Source organism: Enterocloster aldenensis, assembly GCF_003434055.1.
In the GTDB taxonomy this organism is placed as follows: Bacteria; Bacillota; Clostridia; order Lachnospirales; family Lachnospiraceae; genus Enterocloster; species Enterocloster aldenensis.
The window spans coordinates 53,128-78,536 of the sequence record NZ_QVEX01000001.1; the positions used below are offsets into that span (position 1 = coordinate 53,128).

General features: G+C 51.2%; 23 protein-coding genes. 7 read left to right on the top strand and 16 right to left on the bottom strand.

Translation table 11 applies throughout. The annotated features are described in order from the left end of the window. Positions 1–2 precede the first annotated feature (2 nt). On the bottom strand, positions 3–641 hold the full coding sequence (locus DWX59_RS00200; RefSeq protein ID WP_117555303.1) for a class II aldolase/adducin family protein: 639 nt from the start codon (positions 639–641) through the stop codon (positions 3–5). A 197-nt stretch (positions 642–838) separates the two neighbouring features. Here DWX59_RS00200 and DWX59_RS00205 point away from each other — a divergent pair, with 197 nt between their 5' ends. Then, complete coding sequence (locus DWX59_RS00205; protein ID WP_117555304.1) at positions 839–2,788, top strand: BglG family transcription antiterminator; 1,950 nt, start codon at positions 839–841, stop codon at positions 2,786–2,788. 78 nt (positions 2,789–2,866) lie between these two features. On the opposite strand, the gene DWX59_RS00210 is transcribed toward DWX59_RS00205, so the two are convergent. The 8 genes from DWX59_RS00210 to dapF (DWX59_RS00245) form a co-directional block, all read right to left on the bottom strand. After that, the gene (locus DWX59_RS00210) at positions 2,867–4,192 is read right to left on the bottom strand and encodes an MFS transporter (RefSeq protein ID WP_235844826.1); all 1,326 of its coding nucleotides are present in this window, start codon (positions 4,190–4,192) and stop codon (positions 2,867–2,869) included. Between the two features lie 279 nt (positions 4,193–4,471). After that, positions 4,472–5,254: an N-acetylmuramoyl-L-alanine amidase gene (locus DWX59_RS00215; protein WP_117555306.1), complete on the bottom strand. Its 783-nt coding sequence runs from the start codon at positions 5,252–5,254 to the stop codon at positions 4,472–4,474. Positions 5,255–5,319: 65 nt separating this feature from the next. Next, positions 5,320–5,760, bottom strand: coding sequence for an Lrp/AsnC family transcriptional regulator (locus DWX59_RS00220; protein WP_008718351.1), 441 nt, complete (start codon positions 5,758–5,760; stop codon positions 5,320–5,322). A gap of 26 nt (positions 5,761–5,786) precedes the next feature. Beyond that, the gene (locus DWX59_RS00225; protein WP_117555307.1) at positions 5,787–7,007 is read right to left on the bottom strand and encodes an LL-diaminopimelate aminotransferase; all 1,221 of its coding nucleotides are present in this window, start codon (positions 7,005–7,007) and stop codon (positions 5,787–5,789) included. A 252-nt stretch (positions 7,008–7,259) separates the two neighbouring features. Next, positions 7,260–8,090: a diaminopimelate epimerase gene (gene dapF, locus DWX59_RS00230; protein ID WP_117555308.1), complete on the bottom strand. Its 831-nt coding sequence runs from the start codon at positions 8,088–8,090 to the stop codon at positions 7,260–7,262. 9 nt (positions 8,091–8,099) lie between these two features. Beyond that, entirely contained in the window at positions 8,100–8,648 is a 549-nt protein-coding gene (locus DWX59_RS00235; protein ID WP_117555309.1) for an ANTAR domain-containing response regulator, read from the bottom strand. A gap of 53 nt (positions 8,649–8,701) precedes the next feature. Beyond that, a complete protein-coding gene (gene glnA / locus DWX59_RS00240; RefSeq protein ID WP_117555310.1) occupies positions 8,702–10,039 on the bottom strand; it encodes a type I glutamate--ammonia ligase in 1,338 nt (445 codons plus the stop codon). 163 nt (positions 10,040–10,202) lie between these two features. Beyond that, positions 10,203–11,063 (bottom strand): diaminopimelate epimerase, encoded by an 861-nt coding sequence (gene dapF, locus DWX59_RS00245; RefSeq protein ID WP_117555311.1) that lies wholly within the window; start codon positions 11,061–11,063, stop codon positions 10,203–10,205. 247 nt (positions 11,064–11,310) lie between these two features. Here dapF (DWX59_RS00245) and DWX59_RS00250 point away from each other — a divergent pair, with 247 nt between their 5' ends. The 6 genes from DWX59_RS00250 to DWX59_RS00275 all read left to right on the top strand — a co-directional run bounded on the left by DWX59_RS00250 (position 11,311) and on the right by DWX59_RS00275 (position 17,211). Continuing rightward, positions 11,311–12,189, top strand: coding sequence for a helix-turn-helix domain-containing protein (locus tag DWX59_RS00250; protein ID WP_117555312.1), 879 nt, complete (start codon positions 11,311–11,313; stop codon positions 12,187–12,189). A gap of 153 nt (positions 12,190–12,342) precedes the next feature. Beyond that, positions 12,343–13,503: an ABC transporter substrate-binding protein gene (locus DWX59_RS00255; protein ID WP_117555313.1), complete on the top strand. Its 1,161-nt coding sequence runs from the start codon at positions 12,343–12,345 to the stop codon at positions 13,501–13,503. Between the two features lie 152 nt (positions 13,504–13,655). Continuing rightward, complete coding sequence (locus tag DWX59_RS00260; protein WP_117555314.1) at positions 13,656–14,537, top strand: branched-chain amino acid ABC transporter permease; 882 nt, start codon at positions 13,656–13,658, stop codon at positions 14,535–14,537. 10 nt (positions 14,538–14,547) lie between these two features. Then, positions 14,548–15,663 (top strand): branched-chain amino acid ABC transporter permease, encoded by a 1,116-nt coding sequence (locus DWX59_RS00265; protein ID WP_117555315.1) that lies wholly within the window; start codon positions 14,548–14,550, stop codon positions 15,661–15,663. Beyond that, positions 15,663–16,517: an ABC transporter ATP-binding protein gene (locus tag DWX59_RS00270; protein WP_117555316.1), complete on the top strand. Its 855-nt coding sequence runs from the start codon at positions 15,663–15,665 to the stop codon at positions 16,515–16,517. Before DWX59_RS00265 ends, DWX59_RS00270 begins: the two co-directional genes overlap by 1 nt. After that, the gene (locus DWX59_RS00275) at positions 16,504–17,211 is read left to right on the top strand and encodes an ABC transporter ATP-binding protein (protein WP_117555317.1); all 708 of its coding nucleotides are present in this window, start codon (positions 16,504–16,506) and stop codon (positions 17,209–17,211) included. Before DWX59_RS00270 ends, DWX59_RS00275 begins: the two co-directional genes overlap by 14 nt. A 441-nt stretch (positions 17,212–17,652) precedes the next feature. Here the strand turns inward: DWX59_RS00275 and DWX59_RS00285 are convergent, their stop codons facing one another. The 7 genes from DWX59_RS00285 to DWX59_RS00315 form a co-directional block, all read right to left on the bottom strand. Then, positions 17,653–18,291: a type I phosphoribosyltransferase gene (locus DWX59_RS00285; protein ID WP_117557109.1), complete on the bottom strand. Its 639-nt coding sequence runs from the start codon at positions 18,289–18,291 to the stop codon at positions 17,653–17,655. 170 nt (positions 18,292–18,461) lie between these two features. Further along, on the bottom strand, positions 18,462–19,949 hold the full coding sequence (locus DWX59_RS00290; RefSeq protein WP_117555319.1) for a xylulokinase: 1,488 nt from the start codon (positions 19,947–19,949) through the stop codon (positions 18,462–18,464). Between the two features lie 28 nt (positions 19,950–19,977). Beyond that, positions 19,978–20,724: a tryptophan synthase subunit alpha gene (locus tag DWX59_RS00295; protein ID WP_166460136.1), complete on the bottom strand. Its 747-nt coding sequence runs from the start codon at positions 20,722–20,724 to the stop codon at positions 19,978–19,980. A 29-nt stretch (positions 20,725–20,753) separates the two neighbouring features. Beyond that, entirely contained in the window at positions 20,754–21,704 is a 951-nt protein-coding gene (locus tag DWX59_RS00300) for an ABC transporter permease (protein WP_117555321.1), read from the bottom strand. A 15-nt stretch (positions 21,705–21,719) separates the two neighbouring features. After that, positions 21,720–23,198 carry a sugar ABC transporter ATP-binding protein gene (locus tag DWX59_RS00305; RefSeq protein WP_117555322.1) on the bottom strand — a complete coding sequence of 493 codons (1,479 nt, stop codon included), beginning with the start codon at positions 23,196–23,198 and terminating at the stop codon, positions 21,720–21,722. 28 nt (positions 23,199–23,226) lie between these two features. Next, positions 23,227–24,294 carry a sugar ABC transporter substrate-binding protein gene (locus DWX59_RS00310; RefSeq protein WP_117555323.1) on the bottom strand — a complete coding sequence of 356 codons (1,068 nt, stop codon included), beginning with the start codon at positions 24,292–24,294 and terminating at the stop codon, positions 23,227–23,229. 14 nt (positions 24,295–24,308) lie between these two features. After that, the gene (locus DWX59_RS00315; RefSeq protein WP_117555324.1) at positions 24,309–25,241 is read right to left on the bottom strand and encodes a sugar-binding transcriptional regulator; all 933 of its coding nucleotides are present in this window, start codon (positions 25,239–25,241) and stop codon (positions 24,309–24,311) included. Positions 25,242–25,409 lie beyond the last annotated feature (168 nt).

Here is a 25,409-nt window from a genome sequence, read left to right on the forward strand (position 1 = left end):
CCTTAAACTGCCTGGTCTGCCGCAATCAACTCCTTCATCTTTCTTACCGCTTCCTCGGGCATGGGCTGGAACACGCCGGCTGCCTTGGCATAGTAGGAGGTCTGGGCCATTTCCTCCGTATAGACGGTTGCAGACATGGCTGCCTTCATATCCTTGCCGCAGCAGAACAGACCATGGTTTTTAATTAATACAGCCCGTCCCGTTTCCCCTAAGGCCTCAACTACCCGGTCAGCCACCTCATCTGAACCCGGCATTGTGAACGGTACAATCCCCACCGGTACAAACTCTGCCTGCGGCGGCGTGGTTGGCAGCAGCTCACCGTACATGGCTGCAATTGTGGCAAACATACCATGTGTATGTACGGTTGCTTTCACATCCTTCCTTGCACGCATGACTGCGGTATGCATGGGCACCTCTGATGATGGTTTAAAAGGACCGTCCAGCCATTTTCCGTTCAGATCCACAATGGCAATCTGGTCAGCCGTCATATGTTTGTAGGAGATACCGCTGGGGGTAATCGCCACCACATCGTCCTCATCATCCCTCAGGGCGATGTTGCCTGAAGTCCCCTTAATAAGTCCCTGGTCAACTGCATCCAGGATAGCTTCCAGAACCTGTTTCCTAATGTTTTCATATTTCATTTCCATATCCTCCTCAAGATTTATTTGGGTTGATTTCATTTAACATTGTTTACTCCTTTATGCTAATACAAATGCCGGCTTCCCTCAAATTCACTTTTTCCTCTTTAAAGAGGAAATATTTTCTGATACAATGAAGCCTGTGAAGCAAATGGACCGCAGACAGGCCAGAGCAGCAGCACGCGGAAAGGACAAGGAAGATGAGCGCTGATAATCTAACCCTCCGCCAGAGGAAAATCCTGCATTTTCTCCAGAACCACACCGGGTTCATCACTGGCTCGGAGCTTTCAAAGCACCTGGAAGTATCATCAAAAACAATCCGTACGGATATATCAGAGATAAACCAGCAGCTAAACCATTCTGACATCCGGATTGTATCCGAACACAGCAAGGGTTATTACCTGGATGCCGGGAACCCTGCCGCCCTGGCAGAACTTAACAAGATAGACCGGGTATTCCTTACAAAAGAGGACCGGGTCCGCTTTCTGACCCTTCGGCTGTGCCTGGCTGATTCCCCTCTGGATCTGTATGACCTGGAGGACGAAATGTATGTAAGCCGCACCACCCTTGACCATGACCTGCACCAGCTGAAACGCCAGCATGTCATGTCACCGCCCCATATCCAGCTGTTCCAGTCCCGGAATCAAATCTGGTTTGAGGCAGATGAACGGAAACGACGTGATATCCTGAACCAGCTGTTTCACAAGGACTGGGATTATAACAACAAGGGAAATGCCTACTATGGTTATGACTTCCTGGATGAACGTATGCTGGACCTCATAACATCCGAGGTTTCAGACCACCTGAAACAGCAGGGGCTTCAGATGGAGGACACCAATCTTGTAACCCTGAATCTGGCCATTGCCATCATGTACCACCGTCTGGCAAATGGGCATGGGCTGCCTGCGGACCAGCCTGCGGCGCGCTCAAATGCGGCTGCGGACAGGGCCTGTGAGGTTATGCTGGATTCCCTTGAATCCATACTGAAAACCTCTTTCCCGCCCCATGAGCGGGACAGGATATATGAAATCATTGCTGCCGGTCATTTAATGGACGCATCCCTTCTGAATTTTAAAACCGTTGCGGAATATTTTGAACCTGATGTCCTTCAAATGGCCCATGAATATCTGGAGCATATAAAGGACATCTTTGGAATTAACCTAAGTGAGGATGAAGATTTCTATATCACCCTTTTGCAATATATCCGCTGCCTGAAGATACCCGGACACATATTCAATGACCAGGAAAACCCGGACCTGATACGAAGCAACCTTCTCATTGAGTATGAACTGGCCTGCCTGTTCCAGCCGCTGGCGCTTAAGTATCTTGGGAGTTATCCGGACCGCACCGAGCTCTTATACCTTGCCCTCTGCCTTTCCGGAGCCATTGAGTTCCTCAGCACCCAGCATCCTGAGCAGAAGCTTAAAACAGTTATCTGCTCCCACTTAAACCTGCCTGCCACCTGGGCCCTGAAGCGGAAAGTCCTGGGGGCCTTCGGCAATTACCTGGAAATCACCGCCCTGCTGCCGGTCAATGCGAAAAGTTCCTTTTCGTTTGAGGACACGGACCTTGTGCTGACAACTGTCAGAAAGCCCATTACCTGCCATGAAGATACCACCACCATCCGTATCTCCTCATATATGGCCCCCAATGACTATCTGAACATTGAATGCTATATCAGCAGCATGCGTTTCCTCAGGATCTGCCCGGCACATGTCCCTGCGTTTCCCCACCTTTTAAGGACTGCTTACTGGCATACAGGACTTGGCAGCCACAGTCCTGTTTCACTGATTGAACTGATGGCAGGGGACTTTCTGAGGGAAGGGATTGTATCCCCGTCCTTTCCAGAGGAAATACTTCACAGGGAATCCATTTCAGGCTTTGCCTTAAAGCCAGGGATACTGCTCCTTTACTCTTTGTCACCTTCCAAAAAAACCCAGCTGGGTGTTGCTTTGATGGAACACCGGCTGTTGTGGAAATCCCATAAAATCCGGCTCATAATCATGGCCTGTTTTACAAGGGAGGATGTGAACCTTATATTCCGCCTGCTTCAGACCTTATATCAGGAACACTACAGCGAGGAAGAGATACGGAACCTGAGAACCAGGGAAGAGGTGGAGGAATATTACTCTGCAGGGTATACAAAATAACATAAAAAGGCCGCCGGCCATGTCTTACCCGCCGTTTAGAACGGCGTAAGCACTATGACCAGCGGTCTTTCAATATGACTATTTCTGATGGAACAGTTCAGGATGCAGGTTCTTATCCCATTTTCCTGATTCAGTCAATGCCACAATGATGACATTCAGGATGAACAGGCCCAGATACACGATATACGCGCCTGTAAGCGAACCTGTTATCTTAAGTGCAACTGCATTTACCACAAAGTTAAGACATCCGATACAGTAGCAGATAGGGAATATGAATCCGTTTACCTTCGGATAATCCAGTACCCCGAAAAGAGAAGCAGGATAAGACAGGGTCATATTGGTGCACCCGCCAAGGGATGTGCCCACAACAAAAATGGATACGTAAACCAGCGGAAGCCAGAACGTTGAGAGAAGGTTGCAGAGTATGCCAAATGCAAAATAAGCGCAATACAGCATACATGTCTTCTTTGTACCAATCTTTGTATCAATATATCCCACCAGATAGCTTCCCACAATCCCCAATATGCCGCAGATTGTCATTGCCCCCACTGCCTGCTGCTGTGTAAGGCCCACAGAAATATTCCTGTTCACAAACTGGGTGATGATGCCTAAAAGTCCGATGGTGATAAAGCCGGGGACAATGGCCGCAATCCATACTTCCTTTGTTTTCAGCATACGGCCTGCAGTCCAGTCACTGACATAACCGTCCTTTTCTTCATTTTTATAATCCCTGTTGTACTCCTCTTCCGATACATTATCCGGGTACATTCCGGCATCCTTTGGGTCATCCCTCAAACATAAAAAGGCAAATATGCCCAGTGCAATGGAGGCCATTGCAAATACTGAAAGGCCAGTCCTGTAATCACCAAAGGTGCTGATCAGGGTGGTCATGATAGGCACGAGTAATGCCGTAGCCAGGTTGGAGCCAATGGTGGATATGCCATTTACCACACCGCGTTTTCTAGGAAACCATGTTGACTGCATGGGGCCGGTGCAAAGATAAAAGGTTCCCTGGCCGCAGCTGACCATGATGCACTGTGAGAGTCCATACATGAATATGCTGGTGGCCCTTAAGAATAAAAAATAAAATGTCAGTCCGTTAATAATGAACAGCGCTGCCGCCATCATGCGGCCGCCAAACCGGTCACGGAGCTTGGCGATTAAAAGCATGGCTGCCACGCCTGCAAAACCAGCCACTGTTCCCATACTGAGGCAGACCTCATAGTCCAGCCCCGCCCCCTCTGATATTGCGGGGAGCGCCACATTTAACCCATCGTTAACTCCTGCATTGCTTACAAACATTGCCAGAATGGCAAACAACATCAAATACCAGCCTTTTCCCAGCCGAAAGCTTTCTCTGATTGTGATTTTCTTGTCCATACCATGCTCCTCTTTCCTTTTCATTGACGGCAGGCCTGACCGTTTGTTAATTGATATCACAATTATAGAAAATATCACGGTGTTCAACAAGCTGTCTTTTTCCACTAGCTAGAGGAAAAAATAAATCCCCGGCAGATTTCCCGGGATGCCAAAACATAAGCCTATTCTTTCACCAAAACAGGAGAACAGGTTCCGCACTCCGCGGTACCCGTTCTCCTTCCTATTCACCTTCCGTTCCATATATCGGTGCAGTGCGGCACCACCTCCACAGAAACACCTCCGGCGCAGGGCAGTCTGATTGGATCAGTACACCGCCCGCTCCTTCACAAGCACCGTAGGATACCCCAGGTTACGAAGGGTCCGCTCCATGCGCACCGCATAATCCATGTTCAGGAACGCGCCTACCCTTACCTTATAAAGCCCATCGTCATACACAATGAACGCAGGCAGTCCCTTGGCCTGGAGTTCCCTTACCAGACGGTCCGCAGGCATCCTGGTGCTAAACGCGCCTACCTGGACCTGATAATATTCCGGACGCTGCTGCTCCTGCTGCCGGATGGTCTCCAGGACCCCGTCCGCGATTGCCTGGGCAATGGCGTCAAAATTTTCATCAAAAAATTTGTTGTCCGCCGGATTATCGATAAATCCTGCCTCCACCAGAACAGCAGGCATCTGGGTCCGCCTGAGCACGATAAGACCCGGACGTTCCTGGATTCCCAGGTCGTTAAAGCCGGTCTGTACCAGATTGCGCTGGATATTCTCAGCCAACATGGCCGGGACGCCTGCGTCCTCATATACCAGGACCATTGCCCCGCTTCCCGTACCGGGCACGGGCATGGCGTTGCGGTGGATGGAGACAAAATAATCAGCGCCGGAATTGTTGGCAATCTGCGCCTTTTCAAGAGGCGTGTCAAACACATCCGTGGTCCTTGTATAAACCACATCCACCCCATTCTTTTCCAAAATCTGTCCTATTGCAAGAGCCAGCCGCAGGGCATCGTCTTTTTCCCGCCGCCCATCATACATGGCGCCGGGTTCTTCACCGCCGTGGCCGGCATCGATAATCACTCTCTTAATGTCTGCCATATCAGACTCTCCTTCACATGTATCTCTACACTATACCATATGTGAAAGTGAGACAAATGTTGACACTAAATTTCGTCCACATCCACACCCCTTGGGCCGACGTGGGTGGAAAATACAATCTGCGTGCTTGTCTTACCGAACTTCTGAAGCTGTCCAATGAACATATCCAGCTCCATGGTGCTCTGGAAGGCTACTTTCATCAGCATGGAAAAATCCCCTGTGACACAGCTGCACTCCAGCACATTGGGCACTTCCTTCGCATACGCGTAAAACTTGGGCTTATCCTCCGGAACCACGTCCAGGTTAATAAAGGCCAGGATATGATACCCCAGCTTCATGGGGTCAACCATGGCATGGTATCCGGTTATGATCCCTTCCTTCTCCAGCCGTTCAATCCTGGCGGACACGGCCGGCGATGAAAGGAAGGTGTTTTCTGCAATGGTCTTAAGGGACATCCTTGCATTGGCCTGCAGAAGTTTCAGTATCTTGCGGTCAATATCATCCATACTCTTATGTTCCTCCCTTGGCAGCGTTATTGTCTGAGGGACTTTAGCCTTTCCACTGCCCTTACTGTATTTTCATAAGTTCCAAATGCCGTAAGACGGAAATATCCCTCTCCGCTTGGCCCAAAGCCGCTGCCAGGGGTTCCCACCACATTGGCCTTTTCCAGAAGATAGTCAAAGAATTCCCAACTGGTCATGCCCTTTTCTGTCTTAAGCCAGATGTAAGGCGAATTCACGCCCCCGTATACGCTGTATCCAGCCTCCTTAAGCCCTTCGCGGATGGTCCCAGCATTCTTCATGTAATAGGCAACCTGATCCATGACCTGCCGGTTCCCTTCCTCTGAATACACTGCCTCTCCCGCCCTCTGTTCAATATAGGGCGCCCCGTTGAACTTGGTCCCATGGCGGCGGGCCCACAGGGAATGAAGGGACACGTCACCGCATTTCAGGTCCTTGGGCACCACGGTAAATCCAAGGCGGACGCCTGTAAAACCTGCCTTTTTAGAAAATGAACGGAACTCAATGGCGCAGGTCCTGGCCCCTTCTATCTCAAAAATACTGTGGGGCACATCTGGTTCTGAGATATACGCCTCGTAGGCAGCATCATAAAGAATGACGGCCCCTGCCTGGTTCGCATAATCCACCCACCGCTTAAGCTGTTCCCTGTTAAGGGTTGTCCCGGTCGGGTTGTTGGGATTGCACAGGTAAATCAGGTCCGGCGTTTCTTTTGGAAGTTCCGGGGAAAACCCATTTGCCTCCGTACAGGGCATGTATATCACCCTGCTCCACATCCCGGTGCCCTCATCGTATTCACCGGTACGACCTGCCATCACATTGGAATCCACATAGACCGGGTACACGGGGTCGCACACCGCAATCCTGCTGTCCCCGCTGAAAATCTCCTGGATATTGCCGCAGTCGCTTTTGGCCCCGTCAGAAACAAAAACCTCATCTGCCTCCACCGGGCATCCCCAGGCCCTGTAGTCCTTTTCCACAATAACCTGCCGAAGGAAGGGATAACCCAAATCCGGGGCATAACCGTGGAATGTCTCCGCCTGCCCCATTTCCCCTGCCGCTTTTTGGATGGCCTCCACAACCGCCGGGGCAATGGGCAGGGTCACATCACCGATTCCCAGGCGGATCACTGCCTTGTCAGGATTGGCCTGCTGGTACGCCGCCACCTTTTTCCCAATGGTTGAGAAGAGATAACTGCCCGGCAGTTTTAAATAATTCTCATTGATTTTAAACATGCGTTCCTCCTGTCCTCTCCGGAAGATATCCTGCCCTGCATGCCTGAAACCAGGCCCCGGCGCAACAATCACCTTCCATAAACGTAAACGCTCCCAGGAAACCCGTCCGGCTCCGCACAGGACTGAAAGGACAGCAAATAACCACCATCACAGGGCCTGTACAGAGACAAACCGCACATCTTCGTGCCATGGTCCCTGAGAGTGTATTAGATTACATATAATTTAAAGTGTTAAATAATTAAAGTCACCTTGTCAATCATAATATATTTCCTGCGGTATGTCAATAGTTCCGTTAAATACTTCCACCGCAGGTCCTGTCATAAAAAGGTGGCCCGTGGCACGGTCCAGACGTATCATAAGCTTTCCCCCGCGCAGGGAAACCTCCGCCTCATCATCCACATACCCCATGAGGATGGACGCCAGCACGCTGGCCGTGGCGCCTGTGCCGCAGGCCCAGGTCTCCCCGCTGCCCCGCTCCCAGACCCTCATATTGAGATGTGTCCGGTCCACCACCTCTATGAACTCCGTGTTCACCCGGTCTGGTGAAAACCGCTGATGGTATTCAAAGGCAGGTCCGATCCGTTCCAGGTCCAGCCCGTCAATGCCGTCCATATAATACACTGCATGGGGATTGCCCACGTCAATGCCCACAAACCGATAGTCCTCCCCATCCACCTGTATATCCTCAGGAAGCCTGGAAGTCAGGGTCCCCTCTCCCATGTCCACGGTTATCAATACAGCCTTCCCGTCCCTTACATCCAGTTCAAGGGTCTTAATCCCGCCCAGCGTCTCCACGGTCATGTTCCTCCGGTCAGCCGGCACCAGGCCGTGGTCGTAAGCGTACTTGCCAACACACCGCACCCCATTGCCGCACATGGATCCCTGGGAACCGTCCGCATTGTACATTTCCATCCTGCAGTCCGCCTTCCCTGAGGGACAGATAAGGATAAGGCCGTCCGCCCCGATTCCGAAATGACGGTCGCTTATGAACCTGGATACCTTTCCCGGTTCCTTTACCTGTTCCTTGAAACAGTCCACATACACATAATCATTGCCAATCCCCTGCATCTTTGTAAACTTCATTCCCACACCTCACACATGAATTAAACTGATGACCATCTGGGCCGTTTCCACCAGATTGGTGCCGCTGTCCATACTGCACTTCTGTATATACCTGTGAGCCTCTGACTCTGTCATATTATTGCGCTCCATCAGCAGCGCCTTTGCCTCGTCAATCAGCCTGCGTTCCTCGCTGCTGCGCTCCCTGGGCCGGCTTTTCATCTTCCGGCGGATCCGGACCTGCGCCTGCACCATCATTTCCAGGGTGCTTATAAGGTCATGGACCTTAAGGGGCATGGGAAGGCAGATTACATTGCCCGGGGCCTGGCCTCCCAGCCGGCTGGGCGAGGAGATAAGCAGCATATCAAATGCAGCCGGCAGATACTGGCGCAGTTCGTCGTACAGCATATCCTCAAACCGGTAGCCGCTCACCACGATGCCGCTGCCAACCCCTTCCGCCGCTGACAGCGCCAGTGAACCGGATGTGCAGACAGCGACCACCTGATAGCCGTTACGCACCAGAATCCCTTTTATGTTCTTTCCATCCTCCGGTTTGGAGAACGCTACGATAATATTAGTCACATGCCTCACCTCCAAGCAAGCCTTTGGACCGGAACCTGATTACAGTACCGGCTTCAATATTTATAAAGATATTCGCTTACTTCCCAGTCAGTGACCTGAGCCCTGAAATCGCGCCACTCCTTTTCCTTTGCTTCCAGATATTTGGTATAGATATGGTCCCCCAATACATCCTTCATAAACCAGTCTCCGTCAAATGCCTCGATGGCATCCCCCAGGGTCTCCGGTATGCGCTCCACATTCCTGGACTTCATATCCTCCGGCCCCATGGTAAACATGTTGCCTTCCACGCACTCCGGCAGCTCCATCTGCTTCTCAATCCCGTCCAGGCCGGCTCTCAGGCATGCTGCCAGGGCCAGGTAGGGATTCATGGCCGGGTCCGGACAGCGCAGTTCAATCCTGGTGCTCTCCCCCCTGGGCGACGGTATGCGGATTAGGGAACTGCGGTTGGAGGTGGACGACCAGGCTATATAGATGGGCGCATCGTACCCCGGTATCAGGCGCTTGTAGGAATTCACAAGCGGGTTGGTAAGGATGGTCATGGGCTTCATATGGTGAAGGATACCTGCCATGAAATAATAGGCTGTACGGCTCAGCTTCAAAGGGTCTGAGTCATCTGCAAACAGGTTCTTCCCGGTCCCGTCCGACAGGGACATATTGATATGCATGCCTGAACCATTGATTCCCTCCTTTGGCTTTGGCATGAAGGTGGCATGAAGGCCATGGCGCTTGGCAATGGTCTTGGCCGCCATCTTAAAGGTTATGATATTGTCCGCCGCCCTTAAGGCATCCGTGTACTGGAAATCAATCTCATGCTGGGCCGGGGCAATCTCATGATGGCTGGCCTCAATCTCAAATCCCATATCCTCCAGGTTGAGCACGATATCCCGGCGTACATTTTCAGCCAGGTCAATGGGGGATACATCAAAATAACCGGCTGTCTCATGGGTATTGGTGGTGGGCCTTCCCTCCTCATCCGTGTGGAAAAGGAAAAACTCGCACTCAGGCCCTACATTAAATACATAACCCATGTCAGAGGCCTTTCTGACCGCCCGCTTTAACACATTCCTGGGATCTCCTGTAAATGCGGTCCCGTCCGGATTATACACATCGCAGACCAGCCTTGCCACCTTGCCCTGCTGGGGCCTCCACGGGAATATCTCAAACGTATCCAGGTCCGGATACAGGTACATATCGGACTCGTCAATCCTTACAAACCCTTCAATGGCGGAGCCGTCAAACATGCAGCGGTTATCCAGCGCCTTATCCAGCTGGCTGGAGGTAATGGCCACATTCTTAAGCATGCCAAAAATATCCGTGAACTGAAGGCGTATAAACTCCACATCCTCTTCCTCGGCCATGCGGATAATGTCGTCCTTACTGTATTTGCTCATCTCTATTCTCCCTCTCTCGCAAACTGCTATACCAACAATGTGAATCCGTGAAATAGGAAAAGCAGGGGCGCCCTGGGACGCTCCCGCCTCACTCTACCAAAAATATATCAACAGAATTTTTATTTGTCAATGCGAATTAACGATTTCGTGTTTTTCACCAATATCACTTTAAAGCGCGAAGTTGTTCTGTGAAATGATTACCTAATTTCATGGTGCCCACATACCCCACATCGCCGGTCATGTGCACAACGCCCTGTTCATCAATCTCAATCTCCAATGTGCCGCCGGGCATCTGGACCACCATCTTTGGATCTGTCAGTCCCAGGCGGTAAGCCGCTGCCGCTGCCGCACAGCACCCGCTGCCGGAGGCAAGGGTATATCCGGCCCCTCTCTCGTAAACCTCGGTCTGGATATGGGTCCGGTCTAACACCTTCATGATCTGTGTATTAATCTTCTCCGGGAACTGCCTTGCGCTCTCTGAATATTTCCCGATCCTGCACACCAGGTCCTTTGATATCTCATCCATAAGGATGACACAGTGTGGGTTGCCTACGGACAGACAGGTCACCGGATAAGGAATCCTTCCAAATACCATTGTCTCATTGATGATTTCCCTGCGCGGGCCTTCCACCGGCACATCGCTGCTCCAGAAAGAGGCCCTGCCCATGGATGCCTTCAGCCGGGTCCCTTCCTCGTTCAGGTAGTGGATTGCAGCCTCGCCGCCGCTGGAATATATGGTGAAGTCCTTCTTCTGCACATATCCCGCGTCCTTCAGGTACTTTGCAAATATCCTGACCCCGTTGCCGCTTTTCTCCGCAATGCTGCCGTCCGGATTCCACACCACCATGGAAATCCTGTCCTCACTGATTACAGGCCCTTCCAGCACGCCGTCCGCCCCAACGCCAAAATTCCGGTTGCACATCAGCTGTACATTGGCAGGGTTCAGTTCCATCTTATTCTTATTCGGGTCATAAACCAGATAGTCGTTGCCCAGTCCATGATATTTCTCCACTATTAGCCTCATATCCATATCCTCCATATTTTCCTGGCATTCCGCTTAACATCCTGTTTTATCATTCTGCTTTAACACTTTGCTTTAACATTTTATTTTATATTTTATCAGGCATTTTTTAATAATAATATAGATATAATGCTGCTTTATATTGCAAATAATGCTATTATTCGTATATACTGTTCCTGTAAGACGGTTTCTGCAGGACGGTTCCTGCAGGACAGTATCCATAAAGTGCTTCCCGAAAGGAGGAACATCCATGTATATAAGCGACAGCTCCCCTGACACCCAGAAGCAGGGTTATCTGGAAGGCGACTTCCATTTGTTCCACATCAAAGACAGACTGCAGCGCACCTATAATTTCCACTATCATGATTTCCTCAAAATCCTGGTGCATCTGGAAGGAAATGTAATTTATACAATTGAAGGCCGTTCCTATTCCCTCTGTCCCGGGGACATCGTGTTGGTGGACCGCGGACAGATCCACCGCCCTCAGGTGGATTTCGCATCCCCCTATGAACGCCTGGTCCTGTACCTTTCCCCGGACTTTCTGGAACGGTACGGCGAACATGGGGCTTCCCTGGACAGCTGTTTTTCCACCGCGGCCTACCGCCATTCCAATGTGCTGCGGCTAAAGGAGGATATCCGGCATCCCATGCTGTCCCTCCTGCGCAGGCTGGAGCGGGCCCAGAACTGGCAGGAGGAAGAATTTGCAGGCCCCCTGTACTGCCGTTTACTGTGCCTTGAGTTCCTGGTGGAGCTGGGACGGGCGTCCATGGACGCCAATGCCCAGTACATCCCAACCGGCACACTGAACTATCACGTATCAGGACTTATATCCTATATTAATGGGCACCTGGACCAGGACCTGAGTATCCAAACCCTTTCTGCCGGCTGCTGCCTCAGCCCCTACCACATGATGCGGATGTTTAAGGAAGAAACCGGTTACACCATCGGAAACTACATTACGGAAAAACGCCTGCTGCGGGCCCGCGACCTGCTTGCGCAGGGCAAAAGCGCAACCGAGAGCTGTTTCCTGTCCGGGTTCCGGAACTATTCCACATTTCTCAGGGCCTATAAACAGCACTATAAAGAACTGCCCAAGCACTCAGGCCGGTTAAAAAACAGTAAAAATTAAAGTATTTCTGATTTTTTCTTGAAATTTTCGTAATATCTGTTATAATATACTCATTGTTTTCCCATTGAGGACAGTTGTCTTTGTGAGATGAACACACCTTGCACAGTGGATTTGGAATCAGTGGATTATTCATGAAATGAGGAGGATTGTAGTATGAGAATCAGGAAAATCATGGCCGTGACCATGGCCGCATGTCTTGTTGCCGGTTCCCTTGCGGGCTGCGGCAAGAAAACAGAAGAAAAAGTCATCAAAATCGGCGTGTTTGAGCCGACCACAGGCGAGAACGGGGGCGGCGGCTTCCAGGAAGTACTTGGTATCCGGTATGCCAGGGAGATGCACCCGACCGTAACAATCAACGGCGAGGAATATCAGGTAGAACTGGTAGAGGTTGACAACAAGTCCGATAAGACAGAGGCTGTCAACGCCGCGCAGAAGCTGGTAAGTGAAAAGGTAAGCGTTGTCCTTGGAAGCTACGGCTCAGGCGTATCCATTGCAGCCGGACAGATATTCGCAGACGCCAAGATCCCGGCCATTGGCTGCTCCTGTACCAACCCACAGGTAACCGAGGGCAATGATTATTATTTCCGTGTATGCTTCATCGATCCCTTCCAGGGCACGGTTATGGCTAACTATGCATTCCAGAACGGTGCAAAGAGCGCTGCCGTCATCACACAGCTGGGCGATGACTATTCCTCAGGCCTTGGTTCCTTCTTTAAGGATGCATTTGCCAAATTAGGCGGGGAGATTGTAAGCGAAGAGCAGTTCCAGACCAACCAGACTGACTTCAAGGCAATCCTGACCAATATCAAGGCAGCCAACCCTGACATCATCTTTGCCCCATCCTCCATCACCACTGCCCCGCTTATCATCAAGCAGGCAAGGGAGCTTGGCATTACGGCAACCATCGCGGCAGGCGATACCTGGGAGAATTCCACCATCATCGAGAACGCAGGCAAGGACGCCGAGGGCGTTGTGCTTTCCACCTTCTTTGACGAGGCTGAACCGGCCAATGACGAGGCTGCTGCCTTCATCAAGGGCTTTAAGGAATATCTGGTAAAGAACAAACAGGAAGACATCATCCCGGCCGTATCCGCACTGGGCTATGATTCCTACCTGGCAGCCATCAAGGCCATTGAGACAGCCAATTCCACGGACACCACCGCTATCCGCGATGCGCTTAAGGGCGTCCAGATTGACGGCGTGACCGGAAGCATTACCTTTAATGAGACAGGTGATGCCAACAAGGATATCGCTTTCATCAAGACCATCAAGGATGGCAGGTTCCAGTTCCTTACAACTACAACCGTAGAGTAAGGTCATCTGACAGTTACATATGAAACAGAGGCCGCAGGCGGCAGCCATTGCCCCGCGGCCTTTCTCCGGCTTATGGCGGATGAGCAGGATACCATGTCCTCATGCCATTCCCTGCAGGATACAATCATTAAGAAAACAGGAGGCAGACTCTTATGAGTTTAACAACATTTCTTCAACAGTGCCTGACCGGTATCTCCCTTGGCGGCGCCTATGCGCTGATTGCCATCGGTTATACACTGGTATACGGCATCCTCCGTCTGATTAATTTCGCCCATGGCGACATATTCATGATGGCAGGTTATTTTATGATTTTCGCAATGGCCAGCCTTCCCTGGTTCATCGCAATCCCGGTTACCCTGATTGTCACCGTTGTCCTTGGTGTTACCATTGAACGGGTGGCTTACCGTCCCCTGCGTTCTTCCCCCAGGATGTCCGTCATGATTTCAGCCATTGGCGTATCGTATCTGCTGCAGAACCTTGCTACCTATCTGTTCACAGCCCTGCCAAAGGGGTACCCTGAGATTCCTTTCTTAAAGAAGATTTACCAAATCGGCGGTCTCTCCGCTTCCTTTGTAACCTTCCTCACACCTGTCCTGACCCTGGTGCTGGTATATCTTCTGATACTCCTGATTAACCACACCAAAATCGGCATGGCCATGAGGGCTGTTTCCAAGGATTACGAAACCGCGTCCCTGATGGGTATCAAGATTAATAAGACCATCTCCTTCACCTTTGCAGTGGGTTCCCTGCTGGCAGGAATCGGCTCCATCCTCTATTTCACGGACCGCATGACCGTATTCCCGTTCTCAGGCGCGCTGCCCGGCCTCAAATGCTTTGTTGCCGCTGTATTCGGCGGTATCGGAAGCATTCCCGGCGCTGTCATCGGTGGTTTCATCCTTGGACTTGGCGAGACGGCCCTGGTTGCCATGGGACAGTCCACCTTCAGTGACGCATTTACATTTATCCTGTTGATTGTTATGCTTCTCATCCGCCCAACCGGCCTGTTTGGTGAGAAGACAACCGATAAAGTGTGAGGTGGCGGACATGAAGAATATGACAAAGAACAAAAACAAGGTTTATACCATCATTGCCCTGGCTGTCATAATCGGGATCCTGGCATTCCTGCAATCTGACACGGCAGAATACAGTTATCAGATATCCATCCTGGAGCGGAGCGCCATCTATGCGGTGGTTGCTGTTTCCATGAACCTGCTGACCGGCTTCACCGGGCTGTTCTCCCTTGGTCAGGCAGGCTTTATGGCAATCGGCGCCTATATCGTGGCCATATTCACCATACCCGTGGGCTCCCGCGCCAGCGTATACTATGTGAGCGGGATTTCACCTGTGATTGCCAATGTAGCGCTCCCCATCCCCGTGGCCCTGCTCCTTGGCGGGCTGGCCGCCGCTGCCCTGGCTGCCCTTATCGGCATTCCGGTGCTGCGCCTTAAAAGCGATTACCTGGCCATTGCAACCCTTGGCTTTTCGGAAATCATCCGCGCCTTCATCGCAGCGCCCATGTTTGACACGGTCACCAACGGTTCCTACGGTCTTAAGAGCATACCCGGCTTCCCCAATATCTTTGCCGTATTCGGTCTGGCAGCCCTCTGCATCGCGCTCATGGTACTGCTGATCAACTCCTCCTATGGCCGTGTCTTTAAGGCCATCCGCGAGGATGAGGTGGCCGCCCAGTCCATGGGACTTAACCTGTTCCGCTACAAGGAGCTTTCCTTTGTGATTTCCTCTTTCTTCACAGGGATTGGCGGAGGAATGCTGGCCATGTTCATGCGTTCCATTGACTCCAAGACCTTCCAGGTTGCCCTGACCTATGACCTTCTTCTGATTGTGGTCCTGGGCGGCATCGGAAGCGTTACAGGAAGCGTCCTGGGCGCGTTCCTGGTAACCTCGGGGCGTGAGCTGCTGCGGTTCTTCGATGACCCGCTAACCATTGCAGGGGTACACATCCCGCTGTTCCGTTCCGGTTTCCGTATGGTCATCTTCTCCATTCTTTTAATGGTAGTGGTGCTCTTCTACCGCCGCGGCATCATGGGCAACAATGAATTTTCCTGGGACGGACTGTTCCGGCTCATACGCGGCATACCTGACAAGCTAAAGAAAGGCCGCGGAAAGAAGGCCGCCTCCAAAAAAGGAGGTGCAAGGTAATGGATAACATGAAAAACGTACTGCACATGGACAATGTAACCATGCAGTTCGGGGGCGTGGTAGCTGTCAACGGACTGTCCTTGGATGTAAATGAACACGAAATCGTGGCCCTTATCGGACCCAACGGAGCCGGTAAGACCACTGCCTTTAACTGTGTGACAGGCATCTACCAGCCCACCTACGGCTCTGTTTCCTTTCACGGGGAAATAATCCTGGCCGACACGCCTCAGGGCAAGATGCGCCGTCTTTATGCCGGTGACGTTGCGCCGCAGGCGCTTACGCCGGTGCGCAAAACGCCGGATGAAGTGACCAAGCTGGGGATTGCCAGGACCTTCCAGAACATCCGTCTGTTCGGCAACCTGACCGTTTTTGACAATGTACTGATTGCAAAACACATGCGGGCCAGGCAGAACGTATTCTCCGCCACCCTGCGCCTGAACCACGCAGAGGAAAAACGGATGCGGGATGAATCCATGGAGCTTCTTAAAATGCAGGGCCTGGCACATCTTAAGGATGAAATCGCCTCCTCCCTGCCCTACGGCCTGCAGCGCCGCCTGGAGATTGCGCGTGCGCTGGCAACCAGCCCCAGCCTGCTCCTTCTTGACGAGCCTGCGGCTGGTATGAATCCCCAGGAGACACAGGACCTGACCGATTTCATCAAGCAGATCCGGGACGACTACCATCTGACCATATTCATGATTGAGCACCATATGGACCTGGTCATGCAGATATCCGACCGCATCTATGTGCTGGATTTCGGCAAGCTCATTGCCCACGGCACGCCGGATGAGGTGCAGAACAATCCAAAAGTAATTGAAGCATATCTGGGGGTGAGTGACGATGTTAACGATTAAAGATCTGAGGGTAAACTATGGCGGGATTGAAGCTGTAAAAGGCATCAGCTTCGAGGTCCCGGAAAAATCCATTGTCACCCTGATTGGCGCCAACGGAGCAGGGAAAAGCACCACCCTGCGTTCCATCACAGGGCTGGTCAAGGCCTCCGGCGGTTCCATCCAGTTTGACGGCGCGGAACTTCTGGGCATGGACACACCGGATATCGTGGCCAAAGGCATTACCCTGGTACCGGAAGGCCGCCGGGTATTCCCCGACATGACGGTAATAGAGAACATAAAGATCGGGGCCTACTTAAGAAGCGATTCCCTGGAAGACGACATCAACTGGGTCTACGACCTGTTTCCCCGTTTAAAGGAAAGGAGCTGGCAGCTGGCCGGCACCCTCTCCGGCGGCGAACAGCAGATGCTGGCCGTTGCAAGGGCCCTTATGAGCCATCCCAAGCTGATGATGATGGATGAGCCCTCCCTGGGCCTGGCGCCCCTGATTGTACAGGATATATTCAGCATCATCAAGGAAATCAACAAACAGGGTGTGACCATCCTCTTAATTGAGCAGAATGCCAACATGGCGCTGAGGATTGCCGACCAGGGGTATGTGCTGGAGACCGGACGCATTGCCCTGACCGGCACCGGCAGGGAGCTGCTGGCGGACGAGTCAGTGAAGGCGGCATATCTGGGAAAGAAAAAGAATTAAATACCGCTTCAGGCTGCAGGGGAAACCTGGGCTGTATAAAAGCAGACGGTAAAACCACAAGGGAGGAGGATGGCCTGGCTTATGTCATTTAGTAAAGATGCTGGACAAAGCATTCCGTGAAGTCTGGACCTATTCAACCACGGACATCCTGATTAACCCGGATTACCACCTTAACATAGATGATAAGCAGATTTCCTTTACAGACTGGGATGGAAACCACCATCAGCTGGATATGGACGGACATCTTCTCTGTTATAAAAAACGGGAGCTGAACGTAAAAGAAAAACAGCCCGGGGGATGCAGCCGCGTTCGAAAAAATCATGGCAAGATATACCCGTCCATATGGGCATTGCCAATGTATCTATACATAAAACAAAAGCAGGTATGGCCTCGGCTGCCAGCCGTACACCATACCTGCATCCACTTCCATCATCCAGCCCGTCACAGCTGTGTGAATCCATATGCATTCACCAATGCATCAAGCTTACGCTTCTCCCTGCATAAAGGACAGTCCCTGTAATCATAATATGCGTAATCCGGCACATCCTTCTTGCCAAATATTGAGGTAATCCTATACCCGTTCACCTCTTCCACCGCACTGAATATGGCAGTAACCCCTCTCAGGATGCCGCCATAATACTGAATGGCCTCAATCCCTTTATTAAGCGCCAGTCCCGTGGTAACAGACGCTGTCATGATAAGGACATTCTTATCCCGGATCATAGGAAGGTTATTCTCCTTAAAAATCATCTGGCTGTTGCTATTATACTCCGGGGTCACTATGTACATGGTCTTATGTGCGTTCATGGAAAGGACGCCCGCACTGGTCAGTTCATCTGCCAGAAACGCTCCAATGACCTGGGTCCCCTCCAGGCACACGATTGTATCCACCACCGTATCATAGAGAAACATCCCCACCAGACTCTTTGCAATCTCCCTGGCCTCACTCAGCCTGGTCTTCAGGGTTGTCATATCAAGATAATAATTGATATGTGCATGATTGGTTGCAAAATGACCGGGTGTAATCTTCAGCGGCGCATTACATCCCGCTGTCTGAATCTTTGTATACTTAACATCCATAAAAACGCCCCCTTCTGCATCGGGTATGTCTGAAGTCAGGCCTTCAGACATACTCCTGTTTCCACCATCAGTATCTATCTATTATTATACTAAAAAAAACAATCCCATACAAGAGCCGTATCATTCATGGGCCTGGATTTGTTTGACAGGTTACTGTTCAGGTATCACGTTTATTGTACATGATAATACCGCTTTACCGCCGGATAGATATCCAGATACCGTCTATAAAGCCTATCATAAAAAGCAGCCCGTTCCGGATCCGGCTCATAGGCATCTGAGCGTTCCCTGCCCTGGAGGGAATCCGTAAACCCTGAATATCCCCGGATCCTGCCTTCTGCCAGCAGCACTGCCGCTCCCAGGGCCAGGGCCGGGAGCATTTCCCCGTCTTTGTATACATAAACGGTCTGGTCCAGGATATCGGCCAAAATCTGATTCCAGACGCTGACACGGCCACCCCCGCCAATGACGGATATGGTTTTGGGCGGCACTCCGATACATTCAATCCCCTGTCTGATGGAAAATGCCACACCTTCCAGACAGCTCCTTATCATATCCCCCTGTCCCGTGGCTGCCGTGATTCCCAGAAAGCTTCCCTTTACCAGGGAATCCATCACCGGGAACCGTTCGCCGTTGAGATAGGGGAGGAATACCACGCCTCCGCTTCCAGGACTGCTCTCCCTCAGCCGTTCCTCCACATATGTGTAATCAATGGTATCCCGGGAGTCCCGGGCCGTAAAAAGGCTGCTGATCCATTTATGCACATTCCCAGCATTAAGGAAGGGAACCACGTTGATATAGGAGCCCTGCTCCATTGCTGCCAGATTGAATATGCCCTCCGATCCCCTGGAAACTTTTCTGGATATGGTGGAGACCCAGCCTGAAGTGCCCAGGTTTATGTTATATTCACCAGGGCACCTTATCCCGCTGGCAAGGGTGGCTGCACCAGCATCCCCCACACCTGCATATACCTTGATTCCTTCGTCAAATCCCGTGGCCTCTGCCCCCTTTTTGCTCATGGTCCCCACTGCCTGATGGGGATAATACAGTTCAGGCAAAAGGCTTAAATCAATTCCGGCAGCTGACAGGATCCTGCTATCCCAGGTGCCAGAGGCCATATCCATGGCCCCGGCCGTGGAGCAGGCAGTCATATCCCCAACAGCCCTGCCAGTGAGCTGCAGGATGATATAATCCTTTGCGCTTATAAGGACCTTATGGATCTTCCCGTATAAATCAGGCTGGTTTTCCTTAATCCACATCATCTTGGGCAGCGGCAGGGATCCGTCATAATGGTTTCCTGTTACAGATTCCAGATAATCCTTTCCCATGCGCTCAATCAGTTCCCGGGCCTGGGCAGCAGCCCGGCCGTCTGAATACAGGACAGCATTTCCCACCGGACAGCCTTCCTGGTCCACAGGAATCACATCCTGCATCTGGCCGCTCATGATGACCGCCTCCACGGGTGTCTCCTTGTCCATGGCCGCAAATCCCTTGGAAATCCTGCAAAAGGCATCATACCAATCCTGGGGCCTCTGCTCCTTTTTTTCATTGTCAAAAATCGTACTGATTGTTTTTGATTCAGAGGAAAGCACCTCCCCCTTTTCATTAATCAGCACTCCTTTGACTGCCGTTGTACCTATGTCATATGTGGCAATTGTCATTTGACGGATTCCTCCTTGCTGCAGGCGCCTAGCGGGCCTGCTCCATAATACCTGCCAGCTCATCTATGAAGCCGTAAAGTTCTTCCTGGGATTTGTTCAGTTTTCTCATGATCTCGGTTCCAATAATGGCCCCATAGAATCCGTTCTGTATCAGTTCCCTGACCCGGCCGCCTGAGCTGATCCCAAAACCTGCAAAAATTGTATTGCTATGGAACATCTTACCGTAATCCAGCAGTTTTTCATAGTCGTTCCCACTGGTTTCCATGCCCGTAGGACCGCTGTATAAACGCTGGTAAATCATGGGGAACTCCTGGATGGTCATTGTTATCTCATTAAAGCTGTCATCACTTGAGATAAATCCAACCACATCCAGGCCATACCCGTTCATCTCAGATTTTAACCGGATCCTGTCCTCAATCCCCATATTGGGGATTACCAGGGCGTCAAACAAGCCTTCCTCTGCCAGGTCCCTGTAAATTTCCGAATCAATCAGGTCCTCCCTGTATCCCATAAGCCATATGGGAACCGAAACCTCAGCCCTAAGGCGCCGCCAGAAGTCCATGGCATGACAAAGCCCTGTCCCCACGGTTTCATGGGCCTTCTTAATTACTTCCCCATCCTCGTAGGGGTCCTTGGAAGGAAATCCTATTTCCAGTACCGGAAGCCCCCTGCAGCAGCACTCATGGATGATATGGAAAAAACATTCCTCGTCCGGATATCCGGCGGTTATGTATCCCACAAACAGATTCCTGTTGCCGTCTATACTTTTTTGCATACGTCTGCTGTGAACTTTTATCTGATCCATTACTTAGCGTCACCTCGTCCCAACTTCTGGGCAATTACAGCAACCACTATAATAATGCCCGTAATAATATTCTGCATATAAGAGGGCATCTGCAGGATTGTCAGCCCGTTTGCCAGGATTGACAATATGGCAGCTCCCACAAATGTCCCCGCCACATTGGGGATTCCCTGCCTGGACACCGTGCAGCCGATATAGGCAGCGGCATAGGACTGGAGGAAATATCCGGCTCCCGCCGAGGTGTTGGCCGAACCCACCCTTGACGCAACAGCGATTCCCGTCCCCCCTGCCAGGGCCCCGCACAGCATAAATGCCAGGATTTTATAGGTCCTCACATTGATTCCCGCAATTTTGGACGCCTCCTCGCCTCCGCCGATTGCATACATTTTCCTGCCCGAAGGCGTATGTTTCATGAAAAACGCAAATGCCAGCACAAACAGGATCATAAGCACTGAAAGGAAGGGGATTCCTCCTATCTTAGAAGTTCCCAGCCAGGTAAAGCTCTTTGGTATGTTTTCAAAAACAGTTGCCCCGCCTGTCAGCCTGTAAATCAGGCCGTCCAACACCGTACTGATGCCTAGTGTGGTGATAAAAGAGAGTACCTTAAATTTTGCCACAATGTATCCGTTAATCCATCCAATGGCCATGCACACCAGTACCGTGAGCAGGAAGCCGGCTCCCACCGGTATGCCTGCCACTGCCATCAGGGCCGCCATAACGCCTCCCAGGCTGGCCATGCTGCCCACGGATAAATCAAATTCATTCACCACCATTACCATGGTTGCTCCAATGGAGATAATGGTAAGGGCCGCCATCTGCCGGCTTATATTGATAAAATTCTTCAGGGTAAGAAAAGCGGCAGGCTTCAGGACGCCGAATATCATGATGATTACAAGAAGTGCGATTATGGTTCCATAGGCCTGGGCCATCTGTTTAAAATCTGTCTTTTTCATCCTCTTCACCTTTCTTTATTTATCATAACAATAGGATAGCACTTCATTTGATGTAAGGTTTTCATTCTTCAGCAATTCCTTTGTGTATCCCCGTGACATGATCAGGATATTATCTGCCACTTCAAGAATCTCTTTTAAGTCAGATGACACATAAACCACCGCGCTGCCCGCCGCTGCCCGCTCCCTCAAAAGTTTATGGATTTCATTGCGGGTCTTTACGTCCACTGCCTGGGTGGGCTCATCACACAGGAATACCTTAGGGTCTGTCATAAGCGCCTTTGCAAACACCACCTTCTGCTGGTTGCCTCCTGACAGTTCGATGGCCCTCTGGTCCATGCCCGCCATCTTTATCTGAAGGCTTTTGAGCCGCTCTGATACGGCCTGTTCCTCCTTCTTTTTACTGAGCACCCCATGGTCTGAATATTCGTCAATACAGGACAGGGTCACATTTTCCTTAATGCTCATGCTTCCGATCATTGCCTTTCCCCGCCTGTCCTCACAGATCAATACCATTCCTGCGCGGATGGAATCCCCTGGGGACAGCTTCCCCATCTCCTTTCCGCCTATGGAAACAGTGCCGCATTTGGCGGCCCTGTATCCATATATGCACTCCAAAAATTCTGTCCTTCCACTGCCGCCCAGTCCGAATATCCCAAGAATCTCCCCGCTGTGTGCCTGAAGGCCGGCACATTTGACAATCCCGTCTTTGGATGCCATGTCCCTTACCTCCAGCTGCACCGGCCCCAAACCCACGGTTTTATCCACTGCCTCTGCCTTCCACTGTTCGGTCATCAGGGAAATCAGCCCCTCTTTATCCACGTCCTTTGTGCCCACAACACCTGATTTTATACCGTTTTTAAAGATGGTTATCCTGTCCGTGAGCCGGAAGATCTCATCCATCCTGTGTGTAACATAAAGGATGGATGTGCCTCTTTGTTTCAGACGTTCAATGATGCCGAACAGGATTTCAGATTCCTTATCTGTCAATGACGCGGTTGGCTCATCCAGGATCAGCAGCCTGCAGTCCGTCATCATGGCCCGGATGATTTCCAGGCATGTCTTTTGGGGCGGGCTAAGCTGTGAAGCCGCCTTTGCAAGGTCAATCTCAATTCCCAGCTCCTGTGCCTTGTGCTGCACCCGCTCCTTCATCTGCTTCCAGTCAATGGTCCCCCCTCTGCCCGGATATTCCATTCCAAGATATACGTTCTCCACCGCATCAAACGCAGGAATCAGCACATGGTCCTGATGTATGACATTGATTCCTATCTTGCGGCTGTCAGCAGGGGTATGGATGGCAACAGGCTGGCCGTTCCAGTAAACCGTGCCTTCATCCAGTGAATACACGCCTGTAAGGATTTTAATCAGGGTGGATTTGCCTGCCCCATTTTCCCCAACCAGTCCATGTATCTCTCCCTCCTGGATATCCATGTCTATTCCCTTTAACGCATAAATCCCATTAAACTGCTTACTTATATTTTCTGTCCTTAAAAGCATGCTCTTACTCCCTGTCAGTGTACTGGTGTCACTGTGCGTCTGCGTTTTCCTGGGTAATCAGTGTGGCCGGGGCATACAGTTCCCCTTTTTCAATCTCCTCACCCTTAAAATACCGGTCCATCTGCTCATAAACAATCTGGGCCATTCCCTCAAAATTCTGTTTTACCGTGGCCTTCAGGTTGGTCCCCTCTTTTACCAGGGCAATTGCCTGTTCATTCCCGTCCACGCCCGTAACCAGCACCTGGCTTCGGCCAGCTTCCTGCAGCGCCTGTGTGGCCCCGATGGCCGGTTCATCCCACGCAGCCCATATGGCGGTTATGGAATCCGGGTCCGGGTTGGCAAGCAGAAGGTTTTCCACAATATCCTGGGCGTCATTGATTGGCTGTTCGGCCGGCACATGCTGCTCTGTGATGAGCGTAATGTCCGGGTACTCCTTAATCAGATCGTCAAATGCCTCACAGCGCTTTACAACTCCCGGATGAGGCCTGTGTGTGAGGGCAATCACGGTGCCCTTTCCTCCCATCAGGTCATCAAACAGATATTTCACAATCAGCTCTCCCATCTGGTAATTATCACTGGTGGCATTCACCTGCATTCCCTCAATAAATCCGCTGTCACATCCAAACACCGGGATTCCCGATGCAAATACGTCCTGAAGCTGGTTGGAAAGCTGCCCCGGATCCGCGCTTACCAGCACAATCCCGTCTGTTCCCGCTGAAACCACATCCTCCAGCCTGCTGGCCAGCTGGGAAAAATCGTTGTTTGTGTTGATTACAGACACCTCTGCCCCTGCATCTTTCAGCTTTTGTTCTATGTACTCAACCATCTGGTTGGTGGTCACCGAACCAAGATAAGGGGTCATCAGGGATATACTCTTTCCCTGCAGCCCGCCTGCATCACCGGCCGGATTGCTGTCCTTTGCCTGTTCAGCCTCTTTCCCGTCCGCTTCACTGGCTGCGCCCGCGTCCTCCTTACCGGCTTCCTTTCCGGTTTCCTTGCCGGTATCACTGCCTCCCTGCGTGGAAGCGCTGCATCCCGCCACTGCCACTGCCATCATTGCTGCTGTCAATATGGCTAACATTTTCTTGATTCTCATGTTTCTTCCTCCCATCATATCTGCTTTGCTGTATCCAGGTCCGTGACCAGAATATCTATTTTGCCGCTTTTCAGTGCAGCCTTAATGGCCTCAACTTTGGAATCTCCAATGGCTGCTGCTATAATCCTGCTTTTCTTTAAATCCTTAAGGGACTGCCCGATGGAGCGCTCCAGGATTTCCTGCCCCACCTCCCGTCCGTCTTTGTCCAGGTAGGAACTGCACACAGAGGCAACCGCGCCCTGCCTTCTCAGCTCATCCACATCCTGTTTCCTGAGACTGCCCAGCTGGATATTGGTTGCTCCCTCGCTCAGGTTGCCAATTCCCACCAGGGCTATGTCAACCTTTTTCCCGGCCTCCAGCACCTTTGCTATGGATTCCTCCTTTCTCAAGGACACAGCCAGGTTAAGATCCGACACAACAGCCGGTGCGTTGAGATTTAATGCACTTGTTCCATGCAGGTCCGCCAGCTTCTGAGCCAGGGTATCCGCATGGATGCTCATATTGGTGGTGGATATCCCGCCTGCAAGAGGGACCACCAGCTTCAGCTTCTTGGGCGACTGTTCCATGGCGTCAATCATGGCCTTGCAGGTATATCCGCTCATGACCCCCACCCTGGCATCCTGGGGAATGTAATCCTCCACTAATCTGGACGCCTCTTTTGCAAAAGACTGCATCCTGTTTTCCCCTTCCCCGCAGGTGCTGTCAACAACCAGCGCATCCCTGATGCCAAAGCACCCAATCAGCCGGTTCTCCAGCTCTGTCTCCCTGACATAGGGATTGGAGATGGAAATGTTCACAATCCCGCCCTCCTTAGCCGCTGTGATCAAACGGCAGATCTGGGGCCGGGATATGCCGAGAATGGCTGATATCTCCTTCTGGCTCTTGTTCTGGATATAATATAGTTCACATACCTTAATCATTAAACGTTTATTATTCATTGTCCCCATGGTGATACCTCTTTTGAAATTAATTTCAATATCTGCAATATTGCTTACACCCTTATTATAGTTAAAAACATTCAATTGTCAATATTTCATAAATTGAAATTAATTTCACCTGCATTTTATGTCATATCATACAAACCGCATCTGCCTGTTTAACTGAAAAAAGCCGGA